Source organism: Pseudomonas sp. BSw22131 (assembly GCF_026810445.1).
GTDB lineage: Bacteria > Pseudomonadota > Gammaproteobacteria > Pseudomonadales > Pseudomonadaceae > Aquipseudomonas > Aquipseudomonas huanghezhanensis.
The window spans coordinates 3,263,659-3,290,310 of the sequence record NZ_CP113949.1 but is presented as its reverse complement, the minus strand read 5'-3'; the positions used below and the strand labels follow the sequence as shown (position 1 = coordinate 3,290,310).

The following is a 26,652-nucleotide window of genomic DNA, read 5'->3' as shown; positions in this document are numbered from 1 at the left end:
TCCGCCAACGGTAAGTGAGGGTTTATGCAGGGTTGCGTTTCACTGGGAATCGATCTGGGGACGTCCGAGCTCAAAGCGATATTGATGGATGAAAACGGCCAGGTCGTCGGCCACGCGGGTGCGCGTCTGGAGGTGTCGCGCCCGCAAACAGGCTGGTCGCAACAGAATCCCGAAGACTGGTGGCAAGCGTGCCTGTCAGCATTGCAGCAGCTTCGTGCAAACCACCCTGACGCCTGGGCTGCGATTGCCTGCATCGGGATGTCCGGGCAGATGCACGGCGCAGTTCTGCTGGATGAAGATGATCAGATTCTGTACCCGGCGATCCTTTGGGATGATTCCCGTGCGATTGCCCAGGCCCAGCAGCTCAACGCTCAGTACCCGGCGTATGCGTTAACCACCGGTAGCCTGGCGATGGCCGGCCTCACCGCGCCCAAACTGTTGTGGCTCAAGCAGAATGAACCCGACGTGTTCGCGCGCATCAGTTGCGTGCTGTCGCCCAAGGATTATCTGCACCTGCGGCTGACCGGCGAGCGCGTCAGTGACATGTCAGATGCGGCGGGCACGCTGTGGCTGAATGTCGAGCAGCGCGCCTGGTACGAGCCGATGCTGCGCGCCACCGGACTGTCGCTTGCGCAGATGCCGGTGCTGCGAGAATCCACCGAGCTCGCCGGACGGCTCACGCAGCAGACCGCGCAGCAGCTTGGGCTGGCCCCGCAGTTGCCGGTCGCCTGTGGCGGTGGTGACAACCCGGTTTCAGCAGTCGGTATCGGTGCGATCAATGCCGGGGACGCGTTTATTACCTTGGGGACCAGCGCCGCGCTTGTGGCAATCACCGACACGCCAGCAGGTGATCCGCCCAGCGCGGTGCACAGTTTTTGCCACGCCTTGCCGCAACGCTGGTACACCATGGGCGCCATGCTGGCGGGCGCCAGTTGTTTGCGCTGGGTTACCGGACTGCTCGGCCAGCCTGACGAGCAGACGCTGCTGCAGCGGGTCGCGGATGCGTTGCCCCACGGGCGTATGGTCGCGCTGTCCAATCCGCTGTTTCTGCCGTATCTGGCAGGCGAGCGCACGCCCCACAACGATCCATTGCTGCGCGGCGGATTCATGAATCTGGGCCACGACAGCACGCCCGCGATGTTGGGTTACGCAGTGCTGGAAGGGGTCGGTTTTGGCTTGCTCGATGCGCTGAACGCCGTGCAGTCAGCGGGGGCACAGGTCAATGCGTGTGCGCTGGTGGGTGGCGGTGCGCGCAGTGAGTACTGGGCGCAATTGCTGGCCACTATTCTGAATCGCGAAATTCACACCTTGCAGGGCAGCGAACTGGGTGCGTGTATCGGCGCTGCCAAGCTGGGTTTTCTCTCGGTGGGCAAGGGCGCGGCTTTGCTCGAAATCGGGATGCCGATCAAGGCGCGGTTCTTCCCTGACCCACAGGCGCACACTGCATTGCAGGCGCGCTATCAACGGTTTCGCGGGTTACTGGGCGCTGCCAAAGCACTGCGTGGTTGATTCGGGCTCAATGCACGGAGGCTGATTTCTGGGTGAAAGCGTGGCCGAATTTGGCGATATTCTTCACCCAGAAACGTCGGTGGGCGGTCTGCGCCGGAGACAGTGGCGCCTGGCTTGACCATTGTTGCTGGCGCTTCACCTCTTCGCGATAGGTTTTCCACTCCATCGCTTCAGCGGTTTCTTTCGCTGTCATTTCGTTATCAAACCAGCCGAGGACGTAAACCTCGCCTTGTTCGCGACCGTGTTCAACCAACAGAAAAATAGTGTCCATGCGCCTGCCTGTCATTCTTCAAGTGCTGTCCGGCAAATCCGGAATCCACAGAAAGATTATCGACAGCCAAGGCGGAAGGTTTAGCGCGGGCGGAGGCTCTCGGATCGGTGGTTCCGCCCAGTTCTGACAGATTAAGAGCCCGCCCGATGGCCCATTCATCAGTCCGGCCGCACTTATCCGGCAGCGTCCTTTCTTAACTGAAACCCATGGCAACCGAGATGGAGATGTCCGAATGAAGCCTCAAGACCACAACCCGTCCAAGCACGACGAGCCCAAAGAAAACCTGGGTTTTGATCCTGACTCGCCAGATCTGGCCGATCCCCAGGTGGACCCGCAAGGCCCCGCGAAGTCACCTGAAAGCGGCGAAAATATTCAGGAGCAGAAGCGGGTCAAGGACGACCAGTACCCGCCGTATGATTCAAAGGAGTAATTCCGGCATTTGATGCTGCCCGGAGGCGAATGGCGCCGGGCAGGACCGCTATGCAGTCCATGGCCAACGCACTCACCTCCGATGGCGCCTACACAGAGGCTAACGTCAGCGTTTCGCCGTCGACCTGCGCCCGTACGTTGGTGTAGCGATTCAACGTCGGGTGAGCTGTCTGGTAGGGATGAACATGAGCGGCGCTGATCACCATAACGCTGGCACCGGCCTTCTCTGCGGCCTCGATCCCGGCTGGAGCGTCTTCGAACACCAGACAATCGCTTGGATTGACGCCCAACCGTTGCGCAGCCAAGAGGAAACAGTCAGGTGCGGGTTTGCCCTGAGTGACGTCTTCAGAGGCAATCATCAGCGCTGGCAAGGGCAGACCCGCGGCCCGCATCCTTTTTTCCGCCAGCGCTCTGGGTGCCGACGTCACCACGGCCCAACGATGGGCGGGCAGCGATGCAAGAAACGCTGCCGCACCTTCAATGGCCACAACGCCTTCAACATCATCCATTTCGGCTTGGGTAACCGCCTCGGCTTCCCGCTCGGGGTCTACGCCCGGCAGGTTTTGCCTGCGTATGGTTTCAATACAACGCACGCCATGAATGGTCGGCAAAAATGCGTCGACATCCAGTCCGTGGCGACGCGCCCAGTGCGTCCATACGCGCTCGGCGGCGGCAATCGAATTGATCAGGGTGCCGTCCATGTCGAACAGGAACGCAGAGAACTTCGTGTTTTCCAGCATGCAATGCAAACCTTGAAAGAGGGGAAGTCATGCAGCGCGCTGACCTGGCAGGGCTGCCCGGCAATCGCACATTGTGAGAGCAAGAATGCCGGACTTTACGTCCGGCCATTGGCAGGGTCAATCAGAGGGAAGAGCGAAACGGAATCCGCTCACGAGAGGCCAGCTGGTCGTCACGGGCTTGTCCAACCATTTCGTCGTACACCACGGGATGAACGATAAAGAGCGGCACTTCAGGCACACCGGCCAGGCATTTGCGCGCTTCATTGACAGAGGCCACATGCAGAACTTGGCCGTTTGCACTGCTGATCGGGTGGGATTTACCGTTCATGCGGGCGTGAAGGACGTAGGAGCCGCCCTCAATCGACATGAGATTCAAATCCTCGATCTCGCCGGCCTTGATGTGTTGGGTGAGCTTGTTCAGATCCATGACAGCACCTTGATCGCCCCGCAGGGCGCTGAATGTTCAGGGAGGCGTGCGAAGGCAGTTCTCGCACGCTTTGAATTTGAAGCATTCAGCGCCGCCGAGTTCAACGCCATTACCCGATGGTTGCAGTGCTACTGCCTAGCAAAGCTTATCGATGACCCTCAGCCCCGGCTCACGTTGTGCCGAACCCCATTCGCTGCTGAGGGTTTGCAGCACACGGCCGAGAAAATCCTTGTCGGCAGCGGCCTTCTTGCCCACGTAGCCCTGGCCTTTGCGGTACATCTTCAGGCGCGCCCGCATATGCGGATGTTCCTGGTCGAACTCTTGCTCCTGGCTGCACGCACCCAGCCCGTCCATGTGCACATCGCCTTTCTCACAGACCCACAGGATATGGCTGTCGAGGGAGTCTTTACGTGTTGCAAACAACTGAGCCAGTTGATCAATGGTTGGTTGATTGTTCAGGTTCATTTTTAATACCCCTTTGACCGCGTGTTAATCCATCTGGTTGGTTCGAGCGTTTGGGTGCATCACTGTGTAACGGGCAAACAGGCAAGGTCCGTTGATACACGGAGCCGGGTCTGGGCCGGGCTGATGTAGTGTTGATGGAGGAAGACTACGGGAAGGGTCGAAACGAAGGGGGAGAAGTGGCGGACGTCATGAGGACACTGGCGACTTTACGCGGTCGACCACAAGCGTCATGAGGACGTTTCGCCAGCTTCTCTCGGTCCTTGGTTGGACGATCATGCCGGTTCAGCTTCATCAATCTGCCTTGTGGGCAGCACACATCAGGTAACGGTTCGACGGCTTGCCGAACGTGCTCGGGTTACGTTTGCCAGTTCTCCCGATCGGGGAGACGGTTGAACTATGCAAGCGAAAAACCCCTTCGTCAACCGATATGTAGTGATTATTTTTGATCACTACATAATTCTTTCTCTCAATACGCGAAGGTCGATCCGTGACTGAAAAGTCACTGATTACGGGGCTTTGGCCGATTCGGATTTGTTAGCGGGGGCAGTTTGAAATTGTCCGGGTGGCCCCAGTGTGTTTTGATCACGACGCACTGATTTTCAATCCTCCAGCTTGCCAAGGTGATTATGGAAAACCACTTGCTTCCGACTTATGACGACGTCGTTGCCGCCGCCCATCGCATCCACGGGCACGCCCACACGACCCCCGTGCTGACCTCGCGCACGGTTGATCAGGCCTTTGGCGCCAGCGTGTTTTTCAAGTGTGAAAATTTTCAGCGCATGGGTGCGTTCAAGTTTCGGGGCGCCTTCAATGCGCTCTCCAGGTTCGATGCCGATCAGCGCAAGCGCGGTGTGGTGGCGTTTTCGTCAGGCAATCACGCGCAGGGCATCGCCCTGTCGGCGCAGCTTCTGGGCATCCCTGCAACCATCGTCATGCCGCACGATGCCCCTGCGGCGAAGATCGCCGCGACCCGTGAATACGGCGCGACAGTGGTGCTGTATGACCGCTACAAGGAAGACCGCGAGGCCATTGGTCGTGATCTCGCGATCACCCATGGCTACACGTTGATTCCCCCTTTCGATCACCCTGACATCATTGCCGGGCAGGGCACCGCGGCCAAGGAGCTGTTTGAAGAAGTGGGCGTGCTGGACACGCTGTTCGTGTGTCTGGGTGGCGGCGGGCTACTGGCGGGTTCGGCGCTGTCGACGCGTGCCCTGGCACCTGAGTGCACGCTGTTCGGCGTTGAGCCGCTGGCGGGCAATGACGGACAACTTTCTTTTCGTGCTGGCAGCCATGTGCGTATCGATACGCCTAAAACCATTGCCGACGGTGCGCAAACCCAGCAATTGGGCGACATCACGTTCGAGATCATTCGTCGTGATGTAAACGACATCCTGACCGCCGATGACGATCAACTGATCGCCGCCATGCGCTTCTTCGCCGAGCGCATGAAAATGGTGGTCGAGCCCACTGGCTGCCTGGGATTCGCTGCGGCGTGGCATATGAGGGAGCAACTCAAGGGACAGCGCGTCGGGGTGATCATCAGCGGCGGCAATATCGACTTGCCGCGCTACGCTGCGATGTTGGCGGGCTGACGAGGTACCTGATCGGCGACCGTCCTGCGGCACCCTGATGCCGCAATGCCGCTAATTCGCGCTTTTGTGAAAGTCCGAGCCCTGTTTGTCGCTACGGATCTGTTTGCCAGGGCGGGCAGCTATTTCGCTTGCCTGGCCATCGCGTTGTTTGCCGGTACGGGCCTGGCTGATCAGCGCCGGAATCAGCGGGCCTTCAGGGAGGTTTTTCCAGAACCTGGCAGGTAAGTGACCCTGCATCACCTTGGGGTTCAGTCGCGCCGGGTTGAAGATGTGGCTGTAATACGTCAGCCACAGTTGGCCATAGGGATCATCGGCGTTCTTCGCCAATTGCCGCCATGTATCCGGGCATTGCCTGCGATGAATCAGCTGCTTGCCGTCGTAGTACACACCGTCTTCGGGCGTCGCAATCATCCAGCGATGGCGCCCCATGCGCCCCACAAAATGCTCGCTGGCCGTTTGCAGAATGTCGTGGGCCGGCTCGTGCCAGGCCACGTACTGCGGCAGATTGGGCGTGTCGAGCAGGGCAGCCTTTGCCAGTTCGTCTTCGGCGTCCGGGGCTTGTGGCAGCGCAACAAAGCGCAGGAAGGCGTGCAGATGATGGGCTTCGCGGCTGACCTGCTTGAGCCGGCGATGCAGTTCGCTGCCCAGTTTATCGCCCGCCAGCATGGCAGTGCGGTCGCCATGGCTGACCCTCCATAACACCTCATACAACAGGCTCCAGCGCTGTTGACCGCGATACTGCGCAGCGTTTTGCAGCAGCTCCAGCAACGCCATCGGGATGCGCGCCTGAAACGGCCCATGTTGTTCAGGGTAATGGCTGTCGGTGGCAAACAGGTCCGCATCGTCCGGCACGCTCCAGCTCACCTGATCCGGATCAATCTGGTGACTGAGCAGCCAGCGTGCCTGCTGTCTCCAGGTGTCGAACAGGTCGTCACAATCGAGGCTGATCATCTGGCTGTTAACCCCACAATCCCAGTTGCTGCGGCTGCGGGCGCTCACGCATTTGCTCACGCAGCAACAGGCTGGTGGTGTCTGCCTGACGCGGGTGGTAATCGCTGGTGATGATGAACGGTCGTGCCTTGGCCAGCACACACCTCAGGCGCGTCAGGTCTTCATAGCGGATTCGACGTTGGCGACGCAATTCCACCAGACGCTTGGTGGTCCGGATTCCGATGCCGGGAATGCGCGCAATCATCGCAGGCTCCGCGCGGTTCAGGTCCAGAGGGAATACATCACGATTGTCCAGCGCCCAGGCCAGCTTGGGATCAATGTCCAGCGCCAGATCGCCCGGGCCTTTGAGCAACTCGTCGGCCTTGTAGCCGTAACTGCGCAGCAGAAAATCAGCCTGATACAACCGGTGCTCGCGCATCAATGGCGGAGCGGCCAGCGGCACGCTTTTCGGGCTGTTCGGGATCGGGCTGAATGCCGAGTAGTAAACGCGCTTGAGCCGGTAGTCGCCGTATAACGCTTCGGCGCTGTGCAAGATGGTGCTGTCATCGGTTTCATCGGCGCCGACGATCATTTGCGTGCTCTGGCCGGCAGGGGTGAAGCGCGGGGCCCTGGGTTCGTTAAGCACTGTCTGCTGGCCTGTGTAGATGGTCTGCATGGCCTTTTTGATCGCGCCCATTTCTTTTTCCGGGGCCAGGGTTTGCAGGCTGAGGTTGGTCGGCAGTTCGATGTTGACGCTCAGACGATCGGCGTAGCGACCTGCTTCCTGGATCAGCAACGGATCGGCTTCGGGAATGGTCTTGAGATGGATATAACCGCGGAACTCGTGTTCTTCGCGCAGCAGTCTGGCGACGCGGATCAACTGCTCCATGGTGTAGTCGGCAGAGCGGATGATGCCCGAGCTTAAAAACAACCCGCTGACGCAATTGCGGCGATAGAAGTCCAGCGTCAGGGTAACCACTTCTTCAGGGCTGAATCGTGCGCGGGGCACGTCGCTGGAACGCCGGTTGACACAGTACTGGCAGTCATACAGGCAGAAATTGGTGAGGAGGATTTTCAGCAGGGAAACGCAGCGCCCGTCAGGGGTATAGCTGTGGCAAATGCCCATGCCGTTGGTTGATCCCAGGCCGGATTTGCCTTCCGAGCTGCGCTTGGGTGCGGCGCTGCTGGCGCAGGACGCATCGTACTTGGCGGCGTCAGCGAGGATGCTCAGCTTGTCGATCAGTTGCATGGGGCAGTCCCGATACTGTTTGGATGTACAGTATCGGGTTGTCGGTTTGCTCACAAGTGCCGATTGATTGGATGTGATAGACGGGCGGTGTCGCCCTGGTCACCTGCCACTCAGCGTGGCTCAGAGCATCCGCTGAACCAGCGTGTCCAGTTCGGTGAAATCCTTGACCCGGTGAAAGTTGGCGTGATCGTGAAACTCGGAAAAGTCAGTGTCGCCATAACCTGCCACTTGAGCGCCCGCCCCAAGACCTGCCAACACGCCCTGCACGCTGTCTTCAACCAGCAGACACTGCTGCGCTGACAGGCCCATTAGGCGTGCAGCGGTTTCGATCAGCACCGGCGAAGGCTTCCATGAATCGACCTCGTACGCGCTTACGATTAATCCTTCGAATTCATCCAGCAGGCCGACGGTACCCAGGCATGTCTCGATCTTGCTGCGCGGACCGTTCGAGGCTACGCATTTGGGCAGGTTCAGACCACGTACAAATGCGACGGCGCCAGGCATTTCTTTCAGCTTTTCACGCAACAACGGCAAGGTCTGACTGCGGAAACGCTGTTCTACTTCTTCGGATGGCAGGCCCGGATAGTCAGCGCAAAGACCCTGCAGGCAAAGGGCAAATTGCAACCCGCGAAAGCGCGCCAGGACTTCCTCGACGCTTAACGACACCTGATAGTCGTGCAAAATATCGCGTAGCAGGCCAGCTGCCAGGCGCTCGCTGTCCACCAGTGTTCCGTCGCAATCGAAGATGACGCCAGCAATATTCAAGCAGGATTCTCCTGTTTCACATGATCGGGTTCAGGGCCGTATGGACCGGCATTATCCGGGAAAGTTGGACAGGGGGCGGCACAGGTGATCGGCGGTAAGCCGAGGAGGGGGCCGGAGAATGAACGCTCCGGCTCCGAGACTGCGAAGTTACAGGATCAGCGGCGTCATCAGCTTGCCCTTGTGGTGCACCTCGCGATGAATCATAGGTTCGATGATTCACTTTCGGCCAGGTACTCTTCGGTAGACAGCACGCGCGCGTAGCCGAATTCGAGTGCAGCCATGAATGCGCCATGCACATGCGAAGCCGGTATGGTCAGGCCGTTGAAGACCAGGTCTCTCGACGCGCAGGCATCGTGAATCACTGTGGTCTTGTAACCCATATCCACAGCGGCACGCGCAAGGGCGTCGATACACATATGGCTCATCGCACCGACGATCAGCAGTTCGTCAATCGACTTGTCATCAAGGATGGTTTTTAGCTCCGTGTCGCGAAAGGCGTTGATGTGATGTTTGAGCACCACGGATTCTTCGTCGCGATTGAGCAACGTGGGGTGCAACTGGGCGCCTGGCGTATCAGGTGCGAAGAACGGCGCGTCGTCACGGGTAGATTCATGACGCACGAAGACCACTGGTTTTGCTGAGCGACGCGTCGCTTCGATGAGCCGCGCAACGTTTCCGGCGGCCTCTTCGACGCCTGCCAGCGGCCACTTCCCCGTAGGGAAGTAGTCATTTTGCATATCGACTACGATGAGTGCTTGTCTGGACATGTCTGCTTTCTCGCTTTATGAAAAGGGCCGTGTCGGATTGAACGGTGACGTGATGAACAGCGTAACGAGTATTGATGACGCAGCAAGTCTGCGCGATTGGCCGCAACGACATCAGGCGAGGCAAAACTGACAATGAAGCCAGAGCGGGCAGTGATCGAAATCGGCGTATGGGTATATCCCGGCGCGCAAGCGGCAGCGGTACATGGCCTGACGGATCTGTTTTGCGTCGCCAACCGGATTGCCGATGAACATCAATCGGACCGGCTCCCTGTTTTGCGTGTCAGCCATTGGCGCTCGCAGGAGCGCACAGCGCAACCTCATGACACCGATGGCGAGGGGGCTGTCGAAAGGAAAGAAGAGCCTCAGCGTGTGTTTGCCAGTCTGGAGGGGGCAGCAATGCCGCTGACTGCCGTGCTCATTCCGCCGTCGCTGGGCGCGCACACGACGCCGACCCAGGCGCAGTCTTCACATCGCTGGCTGATTGCTCAACACGCCCAAGGCGCAATACTCGGCGCCGTGTGCATGGGGGCTTTCATTCTGGCCGAGACGGGACTGCTCGCCGGACGGGCTGCCACCACCCACTGGACGCAGGGCGCATTGCTGGCCGAGCGTTTTCCGACTATTCGCGTCCAGGCGGACCGGCCGATGATCGATGACGGCGATATCATCACCACTGCAGGGATGATGGCCTGGCCAGCGTTGGGATTGCGACTGGTCGAGCGTCTGCAAGGCAGCGCTGTGGCCGCCGCGACCGGGCGATTTCTGGACATTGATCACATCGACATGGCGGGGCAGGCCGCCCGTCACTTTTCACCGGCACTCGGGCATGGCGATGGCCCCATATTGCATGTTCAGCACTGGCTGCAGGCCAGTGGCGCGGTCGATGTGTCGCTGCACGACATGGCCCGGCGAGCGGGGATGGAAGAGCGCACGTTTCTGCGTCGTTTTCGCGCTGCAACGGGCCTCAGACCGACTGAGTACTGCCAGCACGTGCGCGTTGGCAACGCTCGGCAATCGCTGGAATACAGTCTGGACACGGTCGAGCACATTGCCTGGGCCGTCGGTTACCAGGACCCTGCGGCGTTTCGCGGGACATTCAAGAAAATCACCGGTCTGACCCCCAGCGACTATCGCCGTCAATTTGGCCTGCGTACGCCTTCGCAGGCAATGACGTGAGCGCGCCGCCAGGCGTATCGCCGAAGGATTTCACGTCGATGATGTCGCGTAGCTTCCCAGCCTTTTTTGATCGTCGAGGACACATGTACCCCACGCCATTCACCGCCAGCTTGCGGCGTTATCCAGCGGTTTTGCTCATGCTTCTGGCAGGGTTGCTTGCGGCCTGTAGCACCCATCCGAAAAAACCGCCTGCACCACCGCCTGAAGTGGTGCGTGCGGAGATTGTGCGACTGATGCCCGCCAGCGTTGCAGACCGGCCGGGCTGGGCGACGGACATTTATGCCGCGTTCAACGCTCAGGGCCTGGACCCAAGCGTAGAGAACCTGTGCTCGGTCCTGGCCGTTGCCGAGCAGGAGTCCAACTATCAAGTGGACCCGCCAGTGCCGGGAATGGGCAAAATTGCCCGTGATGAAATAGACCGTCGCGCGGGTAAAGTGCATGTGCCCAACTTGCTGGTGCGATCGGCGCTGGATATCCGCTCGCCGGGCGGCAAGACCTACAACGAGCGTTTGAATGCTGCTCGCACCGAAAAAGACCTGAGTGCGATCTTCGATGACTTCATCGGGATGGTGCCGATGGGCAAGACCCTGTTTGGTAACTTCAATCCGGTGCACACCGCCGGGCCGATGCAGGTCAGTATCGAGTTCGCCGAACGGCAGGCACGCGATTATCCGTACACCGTCGAAGGCTCTATTCGTCATGAGGTGTTCAGTCGACGCGGCGGCATGTATTTCGGCATCGCGCACCTGTTGGGTTATCCGGTCACTTACAGCCAGCCGATCTATCGTTTTGCCGACTTCAATGCCGGCTGGTACGCCAGTCGCAATGCTGCGTTTCAGAGTGCGGTAAGTCGTCTTTCCGGCACGTCTCTGGCGCTCGACGGGGACTTGATCAGTTATGGATTCAGTCCGTCCGTTGGCGCGACGGAACTGGCAGTGCGCTCGCTCCATCGGCAGTTGGGCCTGCGCAACACCACCATTCGCAGCCAGCTGGAGAAGGGCGACACCCTGGAATTTGAAGAGACGGATGTCTATCGTGATGTGTTTGCCCTGGCAGACAAGGCCGCAGGCAAGCCGTTGCCACGCGCGATTCTGCCGGGCATCGTGCTGGAAAGCCCGAAGATCACACGTAAGCTCACCACCGCCTGGTTCGCCCAACGCGTGGAAGACCGCCGCAGAAAATGCATGACCCGAGCCTCCGGCGCGTTATGAGCACCTCGGCCCAGCAACGGCTTGATCCTCTGTAGAGCCAACTTGTTGGCGAGACGGCGTTATGAGGTGAGTCAGTGCCGGCGTCTCGCGAATGAATTCGCTCCTATGGATTGGGCGTGCAGCGGCGATGAAACCGCTCATTCAATTTCCTTGAACCGTCGCACTCTTCTGCCAGTCGCAACAACACACCGTATCTGCCCGGCCGCTGCCGTCGGGCTGTTACAGGAATGTTCAAACGACTGGAGAACCCTTGATGAAATCCTACCCGCGCCCCCCCTTCAACGTGCAAAAACAGGCTGTGCCTGGCCAGCAATACCTCATGGATCCTGTCCCCGACTGCGGTGAAGACAGTTACAAGGGCCACGGCCGGCTGACCGGCAAAGTCGCGGTTATCACCGGTGCCGACAGCGGCATCGGCCGGGCCGTCGCCATTGCGTTTGCGCGCGAAGGGGCCGACCTGGTGATTTCCTACCTGGATGAACACGAGGACGCCAAGGCCACCGCCCAGTGGGTTGAAAAAGCAGGGCGCCAATGCCTGTTGATCCCCGGCGATATCGCGCAAAAGGATCAGTGCCAGCACATCGTCGATCAGGCCGTGGAGCGCTTTGGGCGGATCGACGTACTGGTCAACAACGCAGCGTTTCAAATGTCTCATCCCTCGCTGGAAGAGGTGTCCGATGAAGAATGGGTGCGCACCTTCGACATCAACATCACCGCAATTTTTCGCATCTGCAAAGCGGCGATCAAGCACATGCCTGAGGGCAGCTCGATCATCAACACCAGCTCGATCAATTCCGACAAGCCCAAGCCCACGCTTGTGCCGTATGCCACCACCAAAGGAGCGATAGCGAACTTCAGTGCCGGCCTCGCGCAGTTGCTGGGGGAGAAGAATATTCGCGTCAACAGCGTCGCACCGGGGCCGATCTGGACCCCTCTGATTGTTGCGACCATGACCGAAGAAGACATCAAAAGCTTCGGCGCCGAGACTCCGATGGGACGTCCTGGCCAACCTGCCGAACTGGCGCCGCTGTACGTGCTGTTGGCGTCCGACGAAGCCAGCTACATCTCTGGCGTGCGTATCGGTGTGACCGGTGGTACGCCGATTCTTTGACAGCTGTGCGGTGTGCCAGCGGCAGGTGACCTATCAATCCTGACCGTTGATCCTGCGCGGAGCACTGCCGCCAGTTTGAAGCGTCCTAATCTGCATGCCGCACTAAGCCGCACTAACACTGCGGGCGAAATCCGACACGAGGTAGTTATGGCTAATGATCCGACCCCTACGAATGCTGACAAACATGTGATCCCGACCAGCGTTCCGCCAGTCACGCCAATGCCCCCGACTACGCCAGTCGAGAGCAATCTTGATCCAGACGCCATGGATGACGAGGACATCGAAGAAAACAAGGCGCTTGAAGACAAGCTTATTCGCGACCAGCAACGTAATGCCGACTGATGCACATCAGGGTCGCGGGGAACATTAAGGCCCTGCGCCCGTCGTATCGTGCATTGGGAAGAATTGAGAGCCGCTGTTTTGAACCGTGAGTCCATCGTGTCCGACATCATCACCACGCCCGTTCCGTTGGGCCAAGCCGAGATTCCGGCCAACGAGGCCCAGGTTCAGGCGACTGAGGCTATGCTCTTCGGTTCGCCCAAAGACCGGCTGGATTTCTATCGACGGGAGATCCAGTACGAAACCACCATCCTGTCCAACCGCACCAACGCCTATCTGTCTGCACAATCGTTTCTGGTGATCGCGTTCGCCTCGTCCATGGCCAACATCAATCCGGAGTGGGGCAAGCTGTTCACACTCGTGGTGCCACCGTTCCTGACGTTACTTGGGCTGATCTCATCGATGCATGCCTGGCCCGGGATTCGTGCCGCTTATGAAATTATCGACCATTGGCATTTCAAACAAAGTCAGTTGCTCCACAGCGAGCCTGCCATGGGGCTGGCTTATGATGACTCGCCCTTGTTCAGCGAGCATGAATCCAGCGAGAAGGGTTATCGCAAATCATTGATGTTTTCGATGCGCACCCCTTGGCTGTTCAGCGGTTTCTGGTTTCTGCTGGGTGCATTCTCGATTTATGCGCAGATCTCCGATTCTGCGTTTTAGGTGGTTGTCAGCGCTCAAATGCCGCCAGGCGCCAGCGGTGACCCGAAAGCTTATTTACACCCCTTTAAGCGTCACTCATCGTTCTTCCATCCATCGGTGCCTGATGCCAATTTTTGTGACGGTCGGTATCATGCCAGCCACCTATATATCCATTTGAACGTTTGGCCGAGCCGGTTTACGGTCGGTTGTGCGGACAGTGCTGCAAATCGGCAGCGTTCTTGATCGAATCCAAACGTCGATCATCGACATGCCCGACCCATTGAAGCTCCCGTGGTCAAGGCTGAACGGGACCTTGAGGAGAGCCAGTCTTGCCCCAGAACGTTGAAGACCCCAGCTTTCAAAGCGCGCTGCAAAACTGCGCGCGAGAGCCCATCAAAATTCCTGGCAGCATTCAGCCCCACGGCTTTATGCTGGTTTTTGATGAGGCCAGCCTGCTGATCATCCAGGTGAGCGCGAACGTCGAGACCTGGCTGGGACTTGCGCCAAACGAGCTCATTGGTGCTTCCTTAAGCGATGTCATCCACCAGAGCGAACGCATAGGCGCCGTGCTCGACACTTTGCCCACAGACGACCAAAACCCTTTCCACGTCGGCGAAGTCAGCTTCCGCAACGGAACGCGCGCAGGCGCGCCAATCGACATGATGGTCCACCGTCACGATCACGTGCTCATGGCTGAGTTCGAACCCGCCAGCGATATGTCCAGTGCGTACGGCAATATTTACCCATTGATGCGTACCTTCGTCGGGCACATGGACGAGGTCGAGACCATTGATGAGCTGTGCCGCCGCTCGGTGGAACAGGTCAAGCGCATCACCGGTTTCGGCCGCGTGATCTCCTACCATTTCGACGCCGATGGCAACGGGAGGGTCAATGCCGAATCCGTCGATGCGGGTTACTCCAGCTATCTTGGCCTGACCTTCCCGGACTCGGACATCCCCGCTCAAGCGCGGGCGCTGTATGTCGTCAACCGGATTCGTGTCATCGAAGACGCCGACTATCACGCCTCGCCTCTGGTCCCCAGTGAAAACCCGTTGACCGCGGCGCCGCTGGACTTGAGTTTCGCTGCGTTGCGCAGTGTGTCCCCGGTGCATCTGCAGTACATGCGCAACATGCAAACAATGGCCTCGATGTCGATATCCATCGTGGTGCGTGGCAAGTTGTGGGGGCTGATCTCCTGCCATAACACCACGCCACGGTCGGTGAGATTTCAGACGCGCACCGCTTGCGAACTGCTTGGCAGCGCGTTGTCGTTGCAGATCGAAACCAAGGAAGCGCAAGCCAGGACGCAACGTCTTTTGAGCCTGCGTCGGCAGATCGTGCAGATGCTGGCCGCCATGGCCGATCTGGATAGCATCAATCTGGGCCTGCGCAAACTGCCCGCAGTTCTGGTGGATTTCGTTCGGGCCGAGGGCGCCGCCGTGGTGTCCGGCTCGACGATCGATGTCTACGGCTTAACCCCGCCAAATGAGCACATTCAGGCGCTGACGCAGTGGTTGTCCACGCGCATGACTTCCGAAGTCTTCCACAGTGACAACGTGGGGCGTGACATTCCCGAGCTGCCTGAATTGACCGAATCAATCGCAGGCGTGCTGACGGTTGCAATTTCGGAGTTGCACTCCAATTTCATCCTCTGGTTCCGTCCCGAACTCACGCGAGTGGTGAAGTGGGCCGGCAAGCCTGAGAAGACGATCAGCAGCTCGGGCGCCTTGAGCCCCCGCCACAGTTTCGAGAGTTGGCAGGAAACCGCCAGCGGCTACTCGCTGCCGTGGGATGAGCTGGACACCGAAGGCGTGATCGAACTGCGCGCTGCCGTGCTCGGCATCGTGTTGCGCAAGGCCGAGGAAATGGCTGAGCTGGCGAAGGAGCTGAAAAAATCCAACAAGGAACTTGAAGCGTTTTCTTACAGTGTGTCTCACGACCTGCGCGCGCCGTTGCGCCACATCGCAGGCTATGCGGAGTTGCTGGGGGACATCGAGTCCAGCAAGTTATCTGACCGGGGCATGCGGTTTCTCGACAACATTGGCGAGTCGGCGCGGTTCGCCGGGACGCTGGTGGACAACCTGCTGAGCTTCTCGCAGATGGGTCGCTCTGCGATGCGCTTTTCCGAGGTGGACCTGAACGCGCTGGTGGAGGCCATTCGTAGGGAAATGCAGCCCGATTATCTGGGCCGTCACGTTGAGTGGGTAATGCCCGAGCGCTTGCCGGTGGTGATTGCCGACGCGGCATTGCTGCACCTGGCGCTGCGCAACCTGCTGTCAAACGCTATCAAGTACACGCGTGGCAGCGACCCTGCGGTGATCGAAATCGGCGCTCGGGAGGTCGAGGGCAAGACCGAGGTTTACATCCGTGATAACGGCGTAGGCTTCGACATGCAGTACGCCAACAAGCTCTTTGGCGTGTTTCAGCGTTTGCACCGCATGGAGCAATTTGAAGGCACAGGCATCGGACTCGCCAGCGTGCGCCGCATCATCGAACGTCACGACGGCACCGTATGGGCCGATAGCAAGCTGGGGCAGGGGGCTACGTTCTTCTTTTCCCTGCCTGAACGTAGTCCGACCGAAACCCCTTGAGTGTCCGAGGAGACGCCCAATGTTAAAACCGATTGTGTTGGTGGAAGACAACCCCAACGATCTCGAACTCACGTTGGTAGCGCTTGAGCGCAGCCAGCTGGCCAATGAAGTGATTGTGCTGCGCGACGGTGCCGAGGCGCTGGATTACCTGCTCAAACGCGATGCCTATGCAGAACGCAACGCCGGCAACCCGGCCGTGTTACTGCTGGACCTGAAGCTGCCCAAGATCGATGGCCTCGAAGTACTCAAGGTCATCCGGGAGACAGAAGAGCTGCGCAGCATGCCGGTGGTGATGCTGACCTCCTCGCGGGAGGAGCCTGACCTGCAGCGCGCTTACGGCCTGGGGGTGAACGCTTACGTCGTCAAACCGGTCGAATTCAAGGAATTTGTTTCGGCTATCTCTGATCTGGGCATTTTCTGGGCCGTCCTCAACGAACCGCCACCCGGTTCGCTGCGTCTGGCTCGTCGTCCGGCGTCTTCCTAGCCGAGTTTAAAAGCGCACGCATTTGCCTGGTCATTCGCCGGGCAGCGCAGGCTAAATACACACTATCGACGACTATTCATGCCGCCAACGCTTCTGAAATTGCTGTTGATCGAAGACAGCCCCCACGATGCCGAGTTGACTCTGCTGACCCTGGAGGCTGCCGGGCTGAGCATCGATTCAACACTTGTGTACGATCACCACGGCGCCGAGAAAGCGCTGATGGCGCAACGGTTTGACCTGATCCTGTGTGATTTCCTGTTGCCGGGTTCTTCCGGTGCCGATGTGTTGCATTGCGCGCTTGCGCTGGCGCCCAAGACGCCCTTCATCTTTTTGTCCGGCATCTTCGGCGAGCAGCATGCAGTCGAAATGATGCGTCTGGGCGCCGTGGATTACGTCCTCAAGCAAAACCTGAAGATGCTGCCCAAAGCAGTCAGTCGCGCCGTGGCAGAAGTGAGCGAGCGCGAACATCGTCGTCGCGCCGAGGAAACCCTGCTTGACGCCGAAGTCCGTGCGCACCTGGCCATCGGTGCAGCGGAGATGGGCGTCTGGACCTACGATCCGGTCCGCGGCGAGCTGTTCTGGGACGCGCGATGCAGGGCGCTGCACGGTCTGCCTGCAGACGCTGCGGTGGACATGAGTCTCACGTTCGACCGCTGCCATCCTGATGACCGCGAGCTATTGCGCAGCAAGGTCAATGAGGCGTTGCTTTCTGACACAGAGTTTCAGGCCGAGTACCGCTTGCTGGTAGGGGATGACACCGAGCGGTGGGTGCTTTCCAACGGCCGGTCTCTCTTCGAAAACGGCCGGTGCGTGCGCTTCACCGGCGTCATCCAAGACATCAGCGAGCGCAAGCAGGCCACTCAGGCGCTGCATCTGCTCAATGATGTCTTGGGCGAGCGTGTGGTCCAGCGCACCCGTGAACGCGACCGCACCTGGGAGCTGTCGCGTGAATTGCTTGGCGTACTTCACTTTGACATGACGATCATCGCCCTGAACCCGGCCTGGGAATCGACCCTGGGCTGGGAGCGCTCGGCGCTGACAGGCCCGCGCTTGCGCGAGTTGATCCACCCCGATGATTTCGCTGCCACGCTGCACGAAACTGAAAACGTCGCCAGGGGTAACGTCACGACCCGCTTTGTAAACCGTATGCGGCACGCCGATGACAACTACCGCTGGCTGTCCTGGACGATTGTCCCGGACGAAGGCCTGATGTATGCCGCCGTGCGGGACATCACCAGCGAACGCGCCGTACTCGATGAGCTGGCAGCGACCAACAAACGCCTGCGTGAGCAGATCACCGAGCGCGAGAAAGTAGAGGCCGCGCTGCAACAGATGCAGCGCCTGGAAGTGGTTGGCCAGTTGACCGCTGGCGTCGCCCACGACTTCAATAATCTGCTTACCGTTATCCTGACCAGCGCCAGCTTTCTGTCCCGCGATCTGGAAAAGGGTGTATTCACCAAATCGGCCAGCCGTCTGCAGAACATCCAGGAAGCAGGGCAGCGCGGTGCCAAACTCACCAGTCAGCTGTTGTCGTTCTCCCGTCGCCAGCGCCTTGAGCCTGTTCCAATGAGCCTCAATCACACCATTGAAGGCATGCGCGAGTTGCTGGGTCGTGCCTTGGGTGGCAGCGTGTGGGTCGAAACCTCGTTGTCGGAGGATCTGTGGAGCGCACTGGTCGATCCTACCCAGACTGAGATGATCATCCTCAACCTGGCGATCAACGCGCGTGACGCGATGGCGCAAGGCGGCGCGCTGACGCTGAGCACCTACAACGAGAGGGTTTACCACTTGCCAACACGGCCTGAAGACCCGGAGCCCGGCGCCTACGTGGTGCTGTCGGTGGGTGATTCGGGCTCGGGCATGAGCAACGAAGTCCTGGCCAAGGCATTTGAGCCGTTTTTCACCACAAAGGAAGTCGGAAAAGGCTCGGGGCTCGGGCTGGCGCAGGTGTTCGGGTTCGCTAAACAATCGGGTGGCGGTGTCAGCATCGTCACCGCCGAAAACGTTGGCACCACCATCAAGGTTTATTTGCCAAGCATTCCGGACAACGTCCAGCGTCTGACGCAACCGGATGTCAGCGCCGATCGCGCCGGGCGTGATGATACCGATCGCACGATTCTGCTGGTGGACGACAACGCGAGCGTCCGCGCTGTGACGGCGATGATGCTCGATGCCTTGGGTTACGCAGTGATCGAGGCTGAAGATGGCAATGACGCGCTGAAGAAGATCGGCAGCGACGTGGACCTGATGCTGACTGATTTCGCGATGCCGAACATGACGGGCGCAGAGTTGGCGGATCTTGTTCGTCACGATTACCCGTCATTGCCGATCGTTTTCATCACGGGGTTCGCCGATATCGACATTCTGGATGTTGATCCGCAACTGATCGTGCAGAAGCCCTATGGCGAAGATGAGTTGGCGGCGAAGCTGTCGCAGGCGTTTCTGAATGGCCAAACCCAAGCCAGCTGAGTTGGGCTGGCTTGAGCAGTTGGCAGGCCGCCAGTTCTTAAAGCCCGCGTGGTTTTGACCGCTTTTGGAGAAATCCCAGCAGCGTTTTGGCCGCGTCCGGGACGTTTTGATCGTCGAACGACACACAGATGTCGCTGCGTTCATCTTCGATGGTGATCTCATACTGCCTGGCGTCCCGCGCCTGTTCGGAGACTGAACGGTGAGATTTGACCAGACCGCTTTCCACCACCAGACGCTTGAGCTGCTCAGCGTCCGGCGTTTCAAGCTCAGCGGTGTTGACCTCGCAGCCCCTGATCGTCCCCGCAAAGCCTCCTGATTGCACGAAACAGACTTTCATCGAAGTGCTCCTGAGTGAATCAAACCGTGATGCCGACTTTCTTCCACGCGGCCTTGACCGCGCGCTTGGCCGTTGCGCCGTATTTTGCGTTGCCTGCCACTTGTACGCTTATTCGCGCGCAATCGGCAAATTCGGCGTCGCTGTGCAGTTGCAGCAGGGTTTCGTACCAGATTTTTCCGGCGATTTCCCAGGCATTGCCGCCCAACGCCAATGCCGTCAGCACAAAGGCGCGATTGGGAATGCCTGAGTTGATGTGCACGCCGCCATTGTCTTTGGGCCCGCTGTACAAGTCTTTCATAGTGGCCGGCTGCGGGTCGTCCCCCAGATCCGGGTCGTCTTTGTAGGCCGTGCCGGGGTGTTGCATGTCCCGGATGCCACGACGCGTGGGCGCTGGCACCAGCAGTTCCTTGCCAATCACCCAGTCAGCCTGCTCGACGCTGACGCCTTCCTTCCACTGCCGGACGAGAATCCCGAACACGTCTGCAAAATGCTCGTTGAGTGCACCGGACTGGCCTTGATAGGTCAGGTTGCTGGTGAACGATTGCACGCCGTGGGTCAATTCGTGGCCGATGACTTCGAGGCTGCGGGTGAATCGCTGGAAAACCACACCGTCGCCATCCCCGTACGCCATCTGCTCGCCGTTCCAGAATGCGTTGTTGAGGGGTACGAAGGCGCCACTGAAATCGACTTCAGCCACATGCACCGTTGAAATCAGGCTCATGCCTTTGTTGTCCAGCGAGTTGCGCTGAAATAATTGCTCATAGAAATCATAGACGTCGCCGGCGCCGTCGAAGGCCTCGCCAACGGCTGAATCGCCTCGGCTTTTGCCGTCTTCTGCGCGCGACAATGTACCCGGCAGGCTGTTGGTGCCTTTGGCGTCGTAGACCAATCTGTGCTTTTTGCCGTCGGGAGATTTGTTGGCCATCAACCCTGGCATCGCCTGCGCAGAAGCACGCAGGGCGCGGAATGTAGAGCCGGTGGACAGGTTGGCAATAGCCAGCGCCCGGACCTGCTGATGCGGCGACTGGGCCAGGTGTTCCATGATGTAGGGCGGGATAAAACACTGCAGTGGATGACGAGTGCACATGGAGATTCTCCCTGAATGACGTCGAGTGAGGGTCAACACTAGCTTGGGCACCACGAGGGGCGCTGATGTTCCTCGCGGTGGTAGACTCCGCGCACTTCAGACGAGGAGCTTATACGTGCGCAAGATGGTCATGATGGTCGCGGTAATGATGCTGGCAGGCTGCGACGGCGGTAAGCCGTCCGAGCCTTCAAAAGTCTCGAACCAGCCGCCCGCTGCACAGGCAGCACCCAGCACAACCCCGCAATGGACCCTTCAGGTCGATTTGAAAGAAGCGCTGAGCGATATGGCGTACTGGCTGGTCGAGCACCACTATCCTTCCTACGTGGTAAAAATCGACGGCAAGGAAACCATCATGATCGGCCCCTTTGCCAGTCAGGCTGCGGCTGAGAAGGCTAAGACGGAAATCGAGGCGGCCATGGCGAAAGGTCATCGATTGTCGCAACTGGAAATCATCCCGCCCAAGCCGTAACGTCTGGCTGAGTCGCCATTCAGGCGATGGTGCGCGACACCCGGTCGTGGTTGTGCCACCCTCGATTCATGTGCACGAATCATCGCGCACGTGAATGAGGGAATCGCCGTTATGGACGAGATTCAACGCCTGGGCGAATTGTTGATCGCCAATCAACGCCACGAAGAACAGAAGCATGAGCGATTTCACACAGACATCGCGCGCTGGGGAGCCAGCATTCTGGCGTTGTACGGGCAAATAGAGCAGTGGCTGAAGCCGCTGGTCGAGGCAGGTCACATCACGCTGGAGTTCGAACCGCACCTTGCGCAAAGCAAGGGTTATCCAGATGAGCACTCACCGTTCCACACCCAACGCTTGACGCTGACAATGATCAGCCGACAGGTCGTGTTCGTGCCGGAAGCGATGGGTAATCGGGGTGTGGTATCGGTCGACGTGAGCGGGCTTAGCCTGCACGGTCAAGAACAGTTCACCTTGAGCCAAGCGCTGGATGCCAACGACTGGATGCTCAAGAAAAGGACCGGAGTGAAGGAGTCCGAGCCGCAGGTGTTGACGGCGGATTATCTGGCGCGGCAGTTACAGAGCCTGGTGCCACAGGTGTAACGCAACCCGCCAACTCGGTTCTGTAGGAGCCAACTTGTTGGCGAAGCGGCGTCAGGAGTTGAACATATCCCGACGCCTCCCGAACGAATTCACTCCCGCAGAGCTTGCACTTCAAACAGTGCAGGGTGCCTTACTTGCGACCCAGCAGTAGCCCTACAACCAGGCCAAAACCTGCGGAGATCGCAACGGTCTGCCACGGGTGGCCGCCGATGTAGTTTTCGGTCGCTTCTACCGCAGGCTTGGTTTTCTCGCGCACGTTACCCAGCGAATCCACGGCTTGCTTGAGCTTCAGGCTCAGTTGAGCGCGAACGGTTTCAGCCTCTTCGCCGACCAGCGCGGCGCTGTCCTTGAGCAGCTTGTCGGACTCTTCGATGAGGGCCGCCAATTCGCTGAAAGCCTGATCCTTGATCTGTTCGGCAGCAGTTTGAGCAGCAGTTTTACGGGCCATGATTATTTCCTTTCTATTGATTACGGCTGTGAGCTATGGAGTCGCAGCATGTCGGAAAAGTTGCAGCAGGTGGCAGGACATATCGCAAAAAGAACGACGAATGCCGAGGGAAGGCGCTACTTGCGGGTGTAAGATGCGGACGTTTTTCAGCCGTGCGCGGCTGTGTGTTTCAGCGTTGTGTTTTGCGATAAGAGGTAAACGTCATGAGCTTCAACCTGGCCAACAAGCCCCTTCAAGAGCGTGCCGCACTTGAAGATGAAAAATCACGATTGTTCGATTTGTGGCAAAGCAACCTCGGCAAAGCCAAGGGCGACGCCGCCCGGTTGATGGGCGAACGGTCCAAGCGCAAAGGCAAATGGTCGGAATGGGTAAGGTCCGAGCTGGACGCCATGTCGCCGCCGGAATACGCCAACATGGTGCGCAGCGAAGTGAATCGCCTGATGGCGGCTGCCCGCTGAGTCTCTGCCTTCAGCTTCGCCTGGCCTGCCGACCGGTAGGGGCCTCAGGTCGGCATTTTTTATCAACAGGCTCGTCGCCAACGCCTTGATTACCAGCCCCCGCCGGCGCCGTTCGGCAGGGTGAGTGTGCCGCTGTCGCTGAAGCGCATAGTGCCGAACAACCCGCCTGCCAGCTTTCCGTTCAGCACGTAAGGCAGGTTGTCCAGGCGCTGGGTCTCGCTCAGGCCCACCGCCTGACGCAGCGCGGCGAAGGCAGACACGGTGACAGGTACGGTAATGATTCCTTCCGAGAAACGCCCGATAGTGCCGCTTTGGTCGCTGACACCCGAGGCCAGAAGCTTGCCGTTGACGTCCAGATTGAGGGCGACGCCGTTGTACTGAATGTCGTTTTCATTAGGGTTTTGCAGACGAAGTTTCACTGCGAAGCGAATCTCAAGCCCCTGGCCCTGCAACGGCTCGATACCTACCACGTTGATATTCAACGGGTCGCGGTTGGGGAACAGCGCGCAGGCGCTCAGCACGACGATGAGCAGGCTGGCGAGCAGGGTGCGAATCAAGCGTAGCGGCATCAGTAAAGCTCCGTTTACCCGGGACCTGACAGCACGCATAGGCGCGCGTCGAGGCAATCCCTCGGTTCAACTGTGCGACCGCAGCCCTGTCAGGAGGTTCGATGCCTGCCGCTTGCCTCATGCCCCCACAGCCATTGGTCGATCATCGCGTTGAGCGTTTCCCCGGGAAAACTGGCGCAATGCCCGCCATGCACAGTTTTCACCGGCAACGTGCGCAAGCGCTCAAGGCTGGCAGCATAGTCGTCGAGGTCGCTGTGGTAGGCGTCTTCGATAAGTGGGCCATCGTAGATGATGTCGCCACTGAACAGCTGTGGGTGCTGGCCTCCCACAGGCTGATGCCACCGGGTGAATGGCCCGGCGTGTGAAGCACTTGCAGCACGCGGTTGCCCAGGTCCAGCACATCACCTTCGTCAATGAGCCGGGTGGCCGGTGCCGCCTTGGGCGTAGCACAGCGGGCATTCCGGGTGCGCCTCGAACATTTCGTCGCCCACGTAGGCGTCTGCTAGTGTGGCCACACGGGTGGGGTTGGCCAGGATGTCGGCTTCAGCCGGGTGCACCAGTCGTTCGGGGAATTCATGATGCCCGGCGATGTGATCGAAATGGGTGTGGCTGGTCACTGCCAGTAATGGCCGGTCGGTCAGGGCAGTTGCTCGCGCAGGCTGACCACGGCTGAGCCGGTGTCCACCAGCACGTCGCGGTCACGGCCCTGGATGCGCCAGAGGTTGCAGCGGCAATACGGACGCACCCAGGGTTCGTGGATCAGGCTCTGCACCAGATTGAAGGTGAAACGACCAACGAAAATGAATGCGATGGATAGCACGCCGATCAGCACCTTCGCTTGCGTTCGGCTGAGCAGACGTGGCGCAAGGCTCGACATATCGAGGCCGGTGCCATACAGCGACGTCCCGCCCGTGGAGAGCCCGCCAATGATTGCGATCAGGCACACCGGCAGGAAAAACCACCCCGGCGAAATAGCCAGGAGACCCCCCACGTAGTTGTTCTGTGCGATGTAGTCCGGCGCTTGCACGGCGACGATGGTGGCGGTTGCCAGACCGAAGAAGAACGGGATAAAGGTCGCAACCTGGGCCATGACCACCGCCGCCATGATGCGTATTTTCGGAGTCTCGCGTGGGATATAGCGCGCCCAGTCGCCGAGGAACGCGCCAAATGATACGGGGTTGCTCATGGCTACCAGCGCCGCGCCAATAAACGCTGCCCAGAAACCGGGCTGGCCCTGGCTAACGCCGCCAGCGTAATGAATATCGAATGGCCCGCTAAAAGCGACGATTCCCAGCAGAAACAGAAGGCTGGAGGCCGTCACTGCCACTTTGTTGACCGCCAGCAACTGGCGTATGCCGTAGATGCAGACGATCAGCACCAATAGGGCGAACAGGCCGTAGGCGATGCCGAGGCTGAGGTTGTTTTCAGGCAGATCGAACAGCCGCTAGGCACCGCCAATCAACGCGTCGCCGGAGCTCCACACCGACAGCGAGAAGAAGGCAATGGCGGTCAGCCGGGACAGGAACGAGCCGATGATCCGTCCATGTACGCCAAAGTGCGCCCCGGACGACACCGCATTGTTGGTGCCGTTGAGCGGACCGAACAGGCCATGGACGCCAGAATCAATGCCCCGACCAGCACGCCCAGAACAATGGCGCTCGCGCCTGCCTGGAAAGAAAGGCCGAACAGCACCGGGAAGCTGCCCAGCACCGCTGTGGAGAGTGTGTTGCTACCGCCAAAGATCATCCGAGACAGATCGAACGGCGATGCGCTGCGCTCGCTGTCAGGAATCTGCTCGACGCAAAAGGCCTCGATCCGGTTGATGCGATTCGCTCATGATTGCCGCCCCTTAAGGCTGTCACTGTTTTTTGTAGGAGCAGCCGGGTAGGGCGCGTCCGATTATTTCCTGCTGAAGCGCAGGTGTGTGGGCAGTTGCTGACGCTGTTGCTGGCCTCACCCCTCTGATGGGAACCGGGGGTTTGAGGCGTTGCGCCCAGTGCTCAGGGCGTGACGCGTGGAGAGTGTTTCAAGGCTCGGCAAGGTTAAATACTGATGCGCAAATACTTACCTCAGAATTTGCTGAAGTTATATTTTGAGGCCCACACGCTGAACGTCACGCCTGACTGTTGCTCTACATCGTTAAGTTGCAGGCAATGGCTGCGATGGGGCTGGCTCATGTGGCTCGCCAGTTTCGACGCATTCTTTTCACGACAGGGAGGTTGCATGGGAGCGAATAGATCTTCATGACGACTGCACATCACTCTCCGTTGACCGATGCGCACATGGTGCTCATCTCCCGCGCATTGGGAGATCCGAGGCGATACCAGATCTTCGTGCAGATCGCTTCGTCCACTGGCGCGGTCCCCTGCGCCGAGCTGCTCAAAGCTCACCCGGTCCGCGCGGCGACGGTGTCACACCACACCAAAGAGCTTGAACGCGCAGGGCTTGTTTCGACGCTGCGAGAAGGGAAATACGTGAGCTACCTTGTACAGCGCGAAACGCTGAACGCTTATGCGCGGCAGTTGATGAAGCTCTGACAGCGCAGGATATTTACGAGCCATGGGCAGGCTTCCAAAAGCTTGAACCCGCATTGACGCCTCGCGAATAAATTGGCGCCTGCAGCGTGCGGGGGACGCCGATCCATCGCCTGGTGGCACTGTTTTCCCGGCGTGCCGCCAGCGGCTCAACTCAACAGATTGCCGCGTGCCATGCCGGTTGCGGCAATCACGATGATCACCATCAAGGCCGCTTCCATGTGGCTGATACGCGCAAAGCGCCGGGCACGGGAAGTGTCGATGGGCTGTTGGCGCTTGAACGCAATGCGCCATTTGATCAGCGCAATCATGGGGATCACCTCCAGCGCCAGAATGGCCACGAAGGCAGTGATTTTCAGGTGGAACAATGGTTGGTGCAGGTAGTAGAACGAACCTTTCTCCAGGCCGCCGAAGGCGCGGTACACACCAGTAATCAACAGAGTCGCAGCGGAAATCCCCCAGATGTTGTCCACCACGAAGACGTCGCGAAAAGATCGCGGGTCATCCGTGTGTAGCCTTCTCAATGCCCGTCCACGCGCCAGCACCGCTGCCAACGCAAAACCAAAAGCCAACAAATGCAACGCAGCCAGCACCCATTTGAAAAGCATGGTCCATACCCCCAGGCAATCGATAAGCAAGCATCCACTCACCAAGCTTAGCGGGTCGTTGGCAATGCGCCGGGCGCGCTGAGGCTGGCGCCTGAAAATAAGTTTGCAGCTGCTACGCAGGGCAGCGCTGCAACTAGCGTCTGGATTTGTCGCGTTGCTGGCGGTCGTACAGGAACTCAAAACAAAACGAAACGATGCCAAACAGCGCAATCGCGCAAATAACAATAAGACCGATGACTGAATTGTCCACTGAGTTATCCATGATTAAGGCGAGCGGTGGGCTCGCAGCCAGAAGTTGTATTCATCCATCCGACGAGTACTTGATGCAATCAACATGACGCACTCTTTACGCCCATCGGCTACCCACTTGTA

At 59.1% G+C, this 26,652-nt stretch carries 28 protein-coding genes and 2 pseudogenes; 15 read left to right on the top strand and 15 right to left on the bottom strand.

Going from position 1 to position 26,652, the window contains the following annotated elements:
- Positions 1-24: 24 nt before the first annotated feature.
- Complete coding sequence (gene xylB / locus OYW20_RS14685; protein ID WP_268796694.1) at positions 25-1,509, top strand: xylulokinase; 1,485 nt, start codon at positions 25-27, stop codon at positions 1,507-1,509.
- Between the two features lie 7 nt (positions 1,510-1,516).
- On the opposite strand, the gene OYW20_RS14680 is transcribed toward xylB, so the two are convergent.
- Positions 1,517-1,780: a hypothetical protein gene (locus OYW20_RS14680; RefSeq protein WP_268796693.1), complete on the bottom strand. Its 264-nt coding sequence runs from the start codon at positions 1,778-1,780 to the stop codon at positions 1,517-1,519.
- A gap of 232 nt (positions 1,781-2,012) precedes the next feature.
- Between OYW20_RS14680 and OYW20_RS14675 the strand changes: the two genes are divergently transcribed.
- Complete coding sequence (locus OYW20_RS14675) at positions 2,013-2,210, top strand: DUF6021 family protein (protein ID WP_268796692.1); 198 nt, start codon at positions 2,013-2,015, stop codon at positions 2,208-2,210.
- 88 nt (positions 2,211-2,298) lie between these two features.
- On the opposite strand, the gene OYW20_RS14670 is transcribed toward OYW20_RS14675, so the two are convergent.
- The 3 genes from OYW20_RS14670 to OYW20_RS14660 all read right to left on the bottom strand — a co-directional run bounded on the left by OYW20_RS14670 (position 2,299) and on the right by OYW20_RS14660 (position 3,841).
- On the bottom strand, positions 2,299-2,949 hold the full coding sequence (locus OYW20_RS14670; protein ID WP_268796691.1) for an HAD family hydrolase: 651 nt from the start codon (positions 2,947-2,949) through the stop codon (positions 2,299-2,301).
- Between the two features lie 121 nt (positions 2,950-3,070).
- Positions 3,071-3,376 (bottom strand): DUF6482 family protein, encoded by a 306-nt coding sequence (locus OYW20_RS14665; protein WP_268796690.1) that lies wholly within the window; start codon positions 3,374-3,376, stop codon positions 3,071-3,073.
- Positions 3,377-3,511: 135 nt separating this feature from the next.
- Positions 3,512-3,841 carry a hypothetical protein gene (locus tag OYW20_RS14660; protein ID WP_268796689.1) on the bottom strand — a complete coding sequence of 110 codons (330 nt, stop codon included), beginning with the start codon at positions 3,839-3,841 and terminating at the stop codon, positions 3,512-3,514.
- Between the two features lie 626 nt (positions 3,842-4,467).
- On the opposite strand from OYW20_RS14660, the gene OYW20_RS14655 reads away from it, so the two are divergent.
- Positions 4,468-5,436, top strand: coding sequence for a threo-3-hydroxy-L-aspartate ammonia-lyase (locus OYW20_RS14655; RefSeq protein ID WP_268796688.1), 969 nt, complete (start codon positions 4,468-4,470; stop codon positions 5,434-5,436).
- Between the two features lie 51 nt (positions 5,437-5,487).
- Here the strand turns inward: OYW20_RS14655 and OYW20_RS14650 are convergent, their stop codons facing one another.
- From OYW20_RS14650 to OYW20_RS14635, 4 genes are all read right to left on the bottom strand, one after another.
- The gene (locus OYW20_RS14650) at positions 5,488-6,387 is read right to left on the bottom strand and encodes a TIGR03915 family putative DNA repair protein (RefSeq protein ID WP_268801143.1); all 900 of its coding nucleotides are present in this window, start codon (positions 6,385-6,387) and stop codon (positions 5,488-5,490) included.
- A gap of 7 nt (positions 6,388-6,394) precedes the next feature.
- Positions 6,395-7,615: a putative DNA modification/repair radical SAM protein gene (locus tag OYW20_RS14645; RefSeq protein WP_268796687.1), complete on the bottom strand. Its 1,221-nt coding sequence runs from the start codon at positions 7,613-7,615 to the stop codon at positions 6,395-6,397.
- Positions 7,616-7,735: 120 nt separating this feature from the next.
- Positions 7,736-8,380 (bottom strand): HAD family hydrolase, encoded by a 645-nt coding sequence (locus OYW20_RS14640; RefSeq protein ID WP_268796686.1) that lies wholly within the window; start codon positions 8,378-8,380, stop codon positions 7,736-7,738.
- A gap of 200 nt (positions 8,381-8,580) precedes the next feature.
- The gene (locus OYW20_RS14635; RefSeq protein ID WP_268796685.1) at positions 8,581-9,147 is read right to left on the bottom strand and encodes a cysteine hydrolase family protein; all 567 of its coding nucleotides are present in this window, start codon (positions 9,145-9,147) and stop codon (positions 8,581-8,583) included.
- Positions 9,148-9,279: 132 nt separating this feature from the next.
- Between OYW20_RS14635 and OYW20_RS14630 the strand changes: the two genes are divergently transcribed.
- The 8 genes from OYW20_RS14630 (at position 9,280) to OYW20_RS14595 (ending at position 19,170) form a co-directional block, all read left to right on the top strand.
- Complete coding sequence (locus OYW20_RS14630) at positions 9,280-10,323, top strand: GlxA family transcriptional regulator (RefSeq protein WP_268796684.1); 1,044 nt, start codon at positions 9,280-9,282, stop codon at positions 10,321-10,323.
- 83 nt (positions 10,324-10,406) lie between these two features.
- Positions 10,407-11,534, top strand: coding sequence for a DUF1615 domain-containing protein (locus OYW20_RS14625; protein ID WP_268796683.1), 1,128 nt, complete (start codon positions 10,407-10,409; stop codon positions 11,532-11,534).
- A 253-nt stretch (positions 11,535-11,787) separates the two neighbouring features.
- Positions 11,788-12,645 carry a glucose 1-dehydrogenase gene (locus tag OYW20_RS14620; protein WP_268796682.1) on the top strand — a complete coding sequence of 286 codons (858 nt, stop codon included), beginning with the start codon at positions 11,788-11,790 and terminating at the stop codon, positions 12,643-12,645.
- 147 nt (positions 12,646-12,792) lie between these two features.
- A complete protein-coding gene (locus tag OYW20_RS14615) occupies positions 12,793-12,987 on the top strand; it encodes a hypothetical protein (protein WP_268796681.1) in 195 nt (64 codons plus the stop codon).
- Positions 12,988-13,167: 180 nt separating this feature from the next.
- A complete protein-coding gene (locus tag OYW20_RS14610) occupies positions 13,168-13,647 on the top strand; it encodes a hypothetical protein (protein WP_268801142.1) in 480 nt (159 codons plus the stop codon).
- Positions 13,648-13,955: 308 nt separating this feature from the next.
- A complete protein-coding gene (locus OYW20_RS14605; protein ID WP_268796680.1) occupies positions 13,956-16,217 on the top strand; it encodes an ATP-binding protein in 2,262 nt (753 codons plus the stop codon).
- 19 nt (positions 16,218-16,236) lie between these two features.
- Positions 16,237-16,701 carry a response regulator gene (locus OYW20_RS14600; RefSeq protein ID WP_268796679.1) on the top strand — a complete coding sequence of 155 codons (465 nt, stop codon included), beginning with the start codon at positions 16,237-16,239 and terminating at the stop codon, positions 16,699-16,701.
- Positions 16,702-16,779: 78 nt separating this feature from the next.
- Positions 16,780-19,170, top strand: a complete 2,391-nt coding sequence (locus OYW20_RS14595; protein ID WP_268796678.1) for a response regulator — start codon at positions 16,780-16,782, stop codon at positions 19,168-19,170.
- A 37-nt stretch (positions 19,171-19,207) separates the two neighbouring features.
- Here OYW20_RS14595 and OYW20_RS14590 read toward each other — a convergent pair whose 3' ends face one another.
- The gene (locus OYW20_RS14590; RefSeq protein WP_268796677.1) at positions 19,208-19,507 is read right to left on the bottom strand and encodes a protealysin inhibitor emfourin; all 300 of its coding nucleotides are present in this window, start codon (positions 19,505-19,507) and stop codon (positions 19,208-19,210) included.
- Positions 19,508-19,526: 19 nt separating this feature from the next.
- Complete coding sequence (locus tag OYW20_RS14585) at positions 19,527-20,594, bottom strand: M4 family metallopeptidase (protein ID WP_268796676.1); 1,068 nt, start codon at positions 20,592-20,594, stop codon at positions 19,527-19,529.
- A 115-nt stretch (positions 20,595-20,709) separates the two neighbouring features.
- Between OYW20_RS14585 and OYW20_RS14580 the strand changes: the two genes are divergently transcribed.
- A complete protein-coding gene (locus OYW20_RS14580; protein WP_408005409.1) occupies positions 20,710-21,063 on the top strand; it encodes an SPOR domain-containing protein in 354 nt (117 codons plus the stop codon).
- A 111-nt stretch (positions 21,064-21,174) separates the two neighbouring features.
- The gene (locus OYW20_RS14575; protein WP_268796675.1) at positions 21,175-21,663 is read left to right on the top strand and encodes a hypothetical protein; all 489 of its coding nucleotides are present in this window, start codon (positions 21,175-21,177) and stop codon (positions 21,661-21,663) included.
- 130 nt (positions 21,664-21,793) lie between these two features.
- Here OYW20_RS14575 and OYW20_RS14570 read toward each other — a convergent pair whose 3' ends face one another.
- On the bottom strand, positions 21,794-22,111 hold the full coding sequence (locus OYW20_RS14570) for a DUF883 family protein (RefSeq protein ID WP_268796674.1): 318 nt from the start codon (positions 22,109-22,111) through the stop codon (positions 21,794-21,796).
- A 203-nt stretch (positions 22,112-22,314) separates the two neighbouring features.
- Here OYW20_RS14570 and OYW20_RS14565 point away from each other — a divergent pair, with 203 nt between their 5' ends.
- Entirely contained in the window at positions 22,315-22,569 is a 255-nt protein-coding gene (locus OYW20_RS14565; RefSeq protein ID WP_268796673.1) for a hypothetical protein, read from the top strand.
- Positions 22,570-22,658: 89 nt separating this feature from the next.
- On the opposite strand, the gene OYW20_RS14560 is transcribed toward OYW20_RS14565, so the two are convergent.
- The 3 genes and pseudogenes from OYW20_RS14560 to OYW20_RS14550 all read right to left on the bottom strand — a co-directional run.
- Entirely contained in the window at positions 22,659-23,138 is a 480-nt protein-coding gene (locus tag OYW20_RS14560; protein WP_268796672.1) for an LEA type 2 family protein, read from the bottom strand.
- 89 nt (positions 23,139-23,227) lie between these two features.
- Positions 23,228-23,913, bottom strand: a pseudogene (locus tag OYW20_RS14555) (MBL fold metallo-hydrolase).
- Positions 23,899-24,962, bottom strand: a pseudogene (locus tag OYW20_RS14550) (purine-cytosine permease family protein); the annotation flags it as partial. The pseudogenes OYW20_RS14550 and OYW20_RS14555, both read right to left, overlap by 15 nt.
- Before the next feature lie 419 nt (positions 24,963-25,381).
- Here OYW20_RS14550 and OYW20_RS14545 point away from each other — a divergent pair.
- Positions 25,382-25,675, top strand: a complete 294-nt coding sequence (locus OYW20_RS14545; protein WP_268796671.1) for an ArsR/SmtB family transcription factor — start codon at positions 25,382-25,384, stop codon at positions 25,673-25,675.
- 146 nt (positions 25,676-25,821) lie between these two features.
- On the opposite strand, the gene OYW20_RS14540 is transcribed toward OYW20_RS14545, so the two are convergent.
- Positions 25,822-26,280: a DUF2214 family protein gene (locus OYW20_RS14540; protein ID WP_268796670.1), complete on the bottom strand. Its 459-nt coding sequence runs from the start codon at positions 26,278-26,280 to the stop codon at positions 25,822-25,824.
- Positions 26,281-26,652 lie beyond the last annotated feature (372 nt).

Bases quoted from the DNA above. Each gene is read 5' to 3' on its own strand.
- xylB (WP_268796694.1), top strand. From the start codon at position 25: ATGCAGGGTTGCGTTTCACTGGGAATCGATCTGGGGACGTCCGAGCTC.
- OYW20_RS14680 (WP_268796693.1), bottom strand. From the start codon at position 1,780: ATGGACACTATTTTTCTGTTGGTTGAACACGGTCGCGAACAAGGCGAG.
- OYW20_RS14675 (WP_268796692.1), top strand. From the start codon at position 2,013: ATGAAGCCTCAAGACCACAACCCGTCCAAGCACGACGAGCCCAAAGAA.
- OYW20_RS14670 (WP_268796691.1), bottom strand. From the start codon at position 2,949: ATGCTGGAAAACACGAAGTTCTCTGCGTTCCTGTTCGACATGGACGGC.
- OYW20_RS14665 (WP_268796690.1), bottom strand. From the start codon at position 3,376: ATGGATCTGAACAAGCTCACCCAACACATCAAGGCCGGCGAGATCGAG.
- OYW20_RS14660 (WP_268796689.1), bottom strand. From the start codon at position 3,841: ATGAACCTGAACAATCAACCAACCATTGATCAACTGGCTCAGTTGTTT.
- OYW20_RS14655 (WP_268796688.1), top strand. From the start codon at position 4,468: ATGGAAAACCACTTGCTTCCGACTTATGACGACGTCGTTGCCGCCGCC.
- OYW20_RS14650 (WP_268801143.1), bottom strand. From the start codon at position 6,387: ATGATCAGCCTCGATTGTGACGACCTGTTCGACACCTGGAGACAGCAG.
- OYW20_RS14645 (WP_268796687.1), bottom strand. From the start codon at position 7,615: ATGCAACTGATCGACAAGCTGAGCATCCTCGCTGACGCCGCCAAGTAC.
- OYW20_RS14635 (WP_268796685.1), bottom strand. From the start codon at position 9,147: ATGTCCAGACAAGCACTCATCGTAGTCGATATGCAAAATGACTACTTC.
- OYW20_RS14630 (WP_268796684.1), top strand. From the start codon at position 9,280: ATGAAGCCAGAGCGGGCAGTGATCGAAATCGGCGTATGGGTATATCCC.
- OYW20_RS14625 (WP_268796683.1), top strand. From the start codon at position 10,407: ATGTACCCCACGCCATTCACCGCCAGCTTGCGGCGTTATCCAGCGGTT.
- OYW20_RS14620 (WP_268796682.1), top strand. From the start codon at position 11,788: ATGAAATCCTACCCGCGCCCCCCCTTCAACGTGCAAAAACAGGCTGTG.
- OYW20_RS14615 (WP_268796681.1), top strand. From the start codon at position 12,793: ATGGCTAATGATCCGACCCCTACGAATGCTGACAAACATGTGATCCCG.
- OYW20_RS14610 (WP_268801142.1), top strand. From the start codon at position 13,168: ATGCTCTTCGGTTCGCCCAAAGACCGGCTGGATTTCTATCGACGGGAG.
- OYW20_RS14600 (WP_268796679.1), top strand. From the start codon at position 16,237: ATGTTAAAACCGATTGTGTTGGTGGAAGACAACCCCAACGATCTCGAA.
- OYW20_RS14595 (WP_268796678.1), top strand. From the start codon at position 16,780: ATGCCGCCAACGCTTCTGAAATTGCTGTTGATCGAAGACAGCCCCCAC.
- OYW20_RS14590 (WP_268796677.1), bottom strand. From the start codon at position 19,507: ATGAAAGTCTGTTTCGTGCAATCAGGAGGCTTTGCGGGGACGATCAGG.
- OYW20_RS14585 (WP_268796676.1), bottom strand. From the start codon at position 20,594: ATGTGCACTCGTCATCCACTGCAGTGTTTTATCCCGCCCTACATCATG.
- OYW20_RS14575 (WP_268796675.1), top strand. From the start codon at position 21,175: ATGGACGAGATTCAACGCCTGGGCGAATTGTTGATCGCCAATCAACGC.
- OYW20_RS14570 (WP_268796674.1), bottom strand. From the start codon at position 22,111: ATGGCCCGTAAAACTGCTGCTCAAACTGCTGCCGAACAGATCAAGGAT.
- OYW20_RS14565 (WP_268796673.1), top strand. From the start codon at position 22,315: ATGAGCTTCAACCTGGCCAACAAGCCCCTTCAAGAGCGTGCCGCACTT.
- OYW20_RS14560 (WP_268796672.1), bottom strand. From the start codon at position 23,138: ATGCCGCTACGCTTGATTCGCACCCTGCTCGCCAGCCTGCTCATCGTC.
- OYW20_RS14545 (WP_268796671.1), top strand. From the start codon at position 25,382: ATGACGACTGCACATCACTCTCCGTTGACCGATGCGCACATGGTGCTC.
- OYW20_RS14540 (WP_268796670.1), bottom strand. From the start codon at position 26,280: ATGCTTTTCAAATGGGTGCTGGCTGCGTTGCATTTGTTGGCTTTTGGT.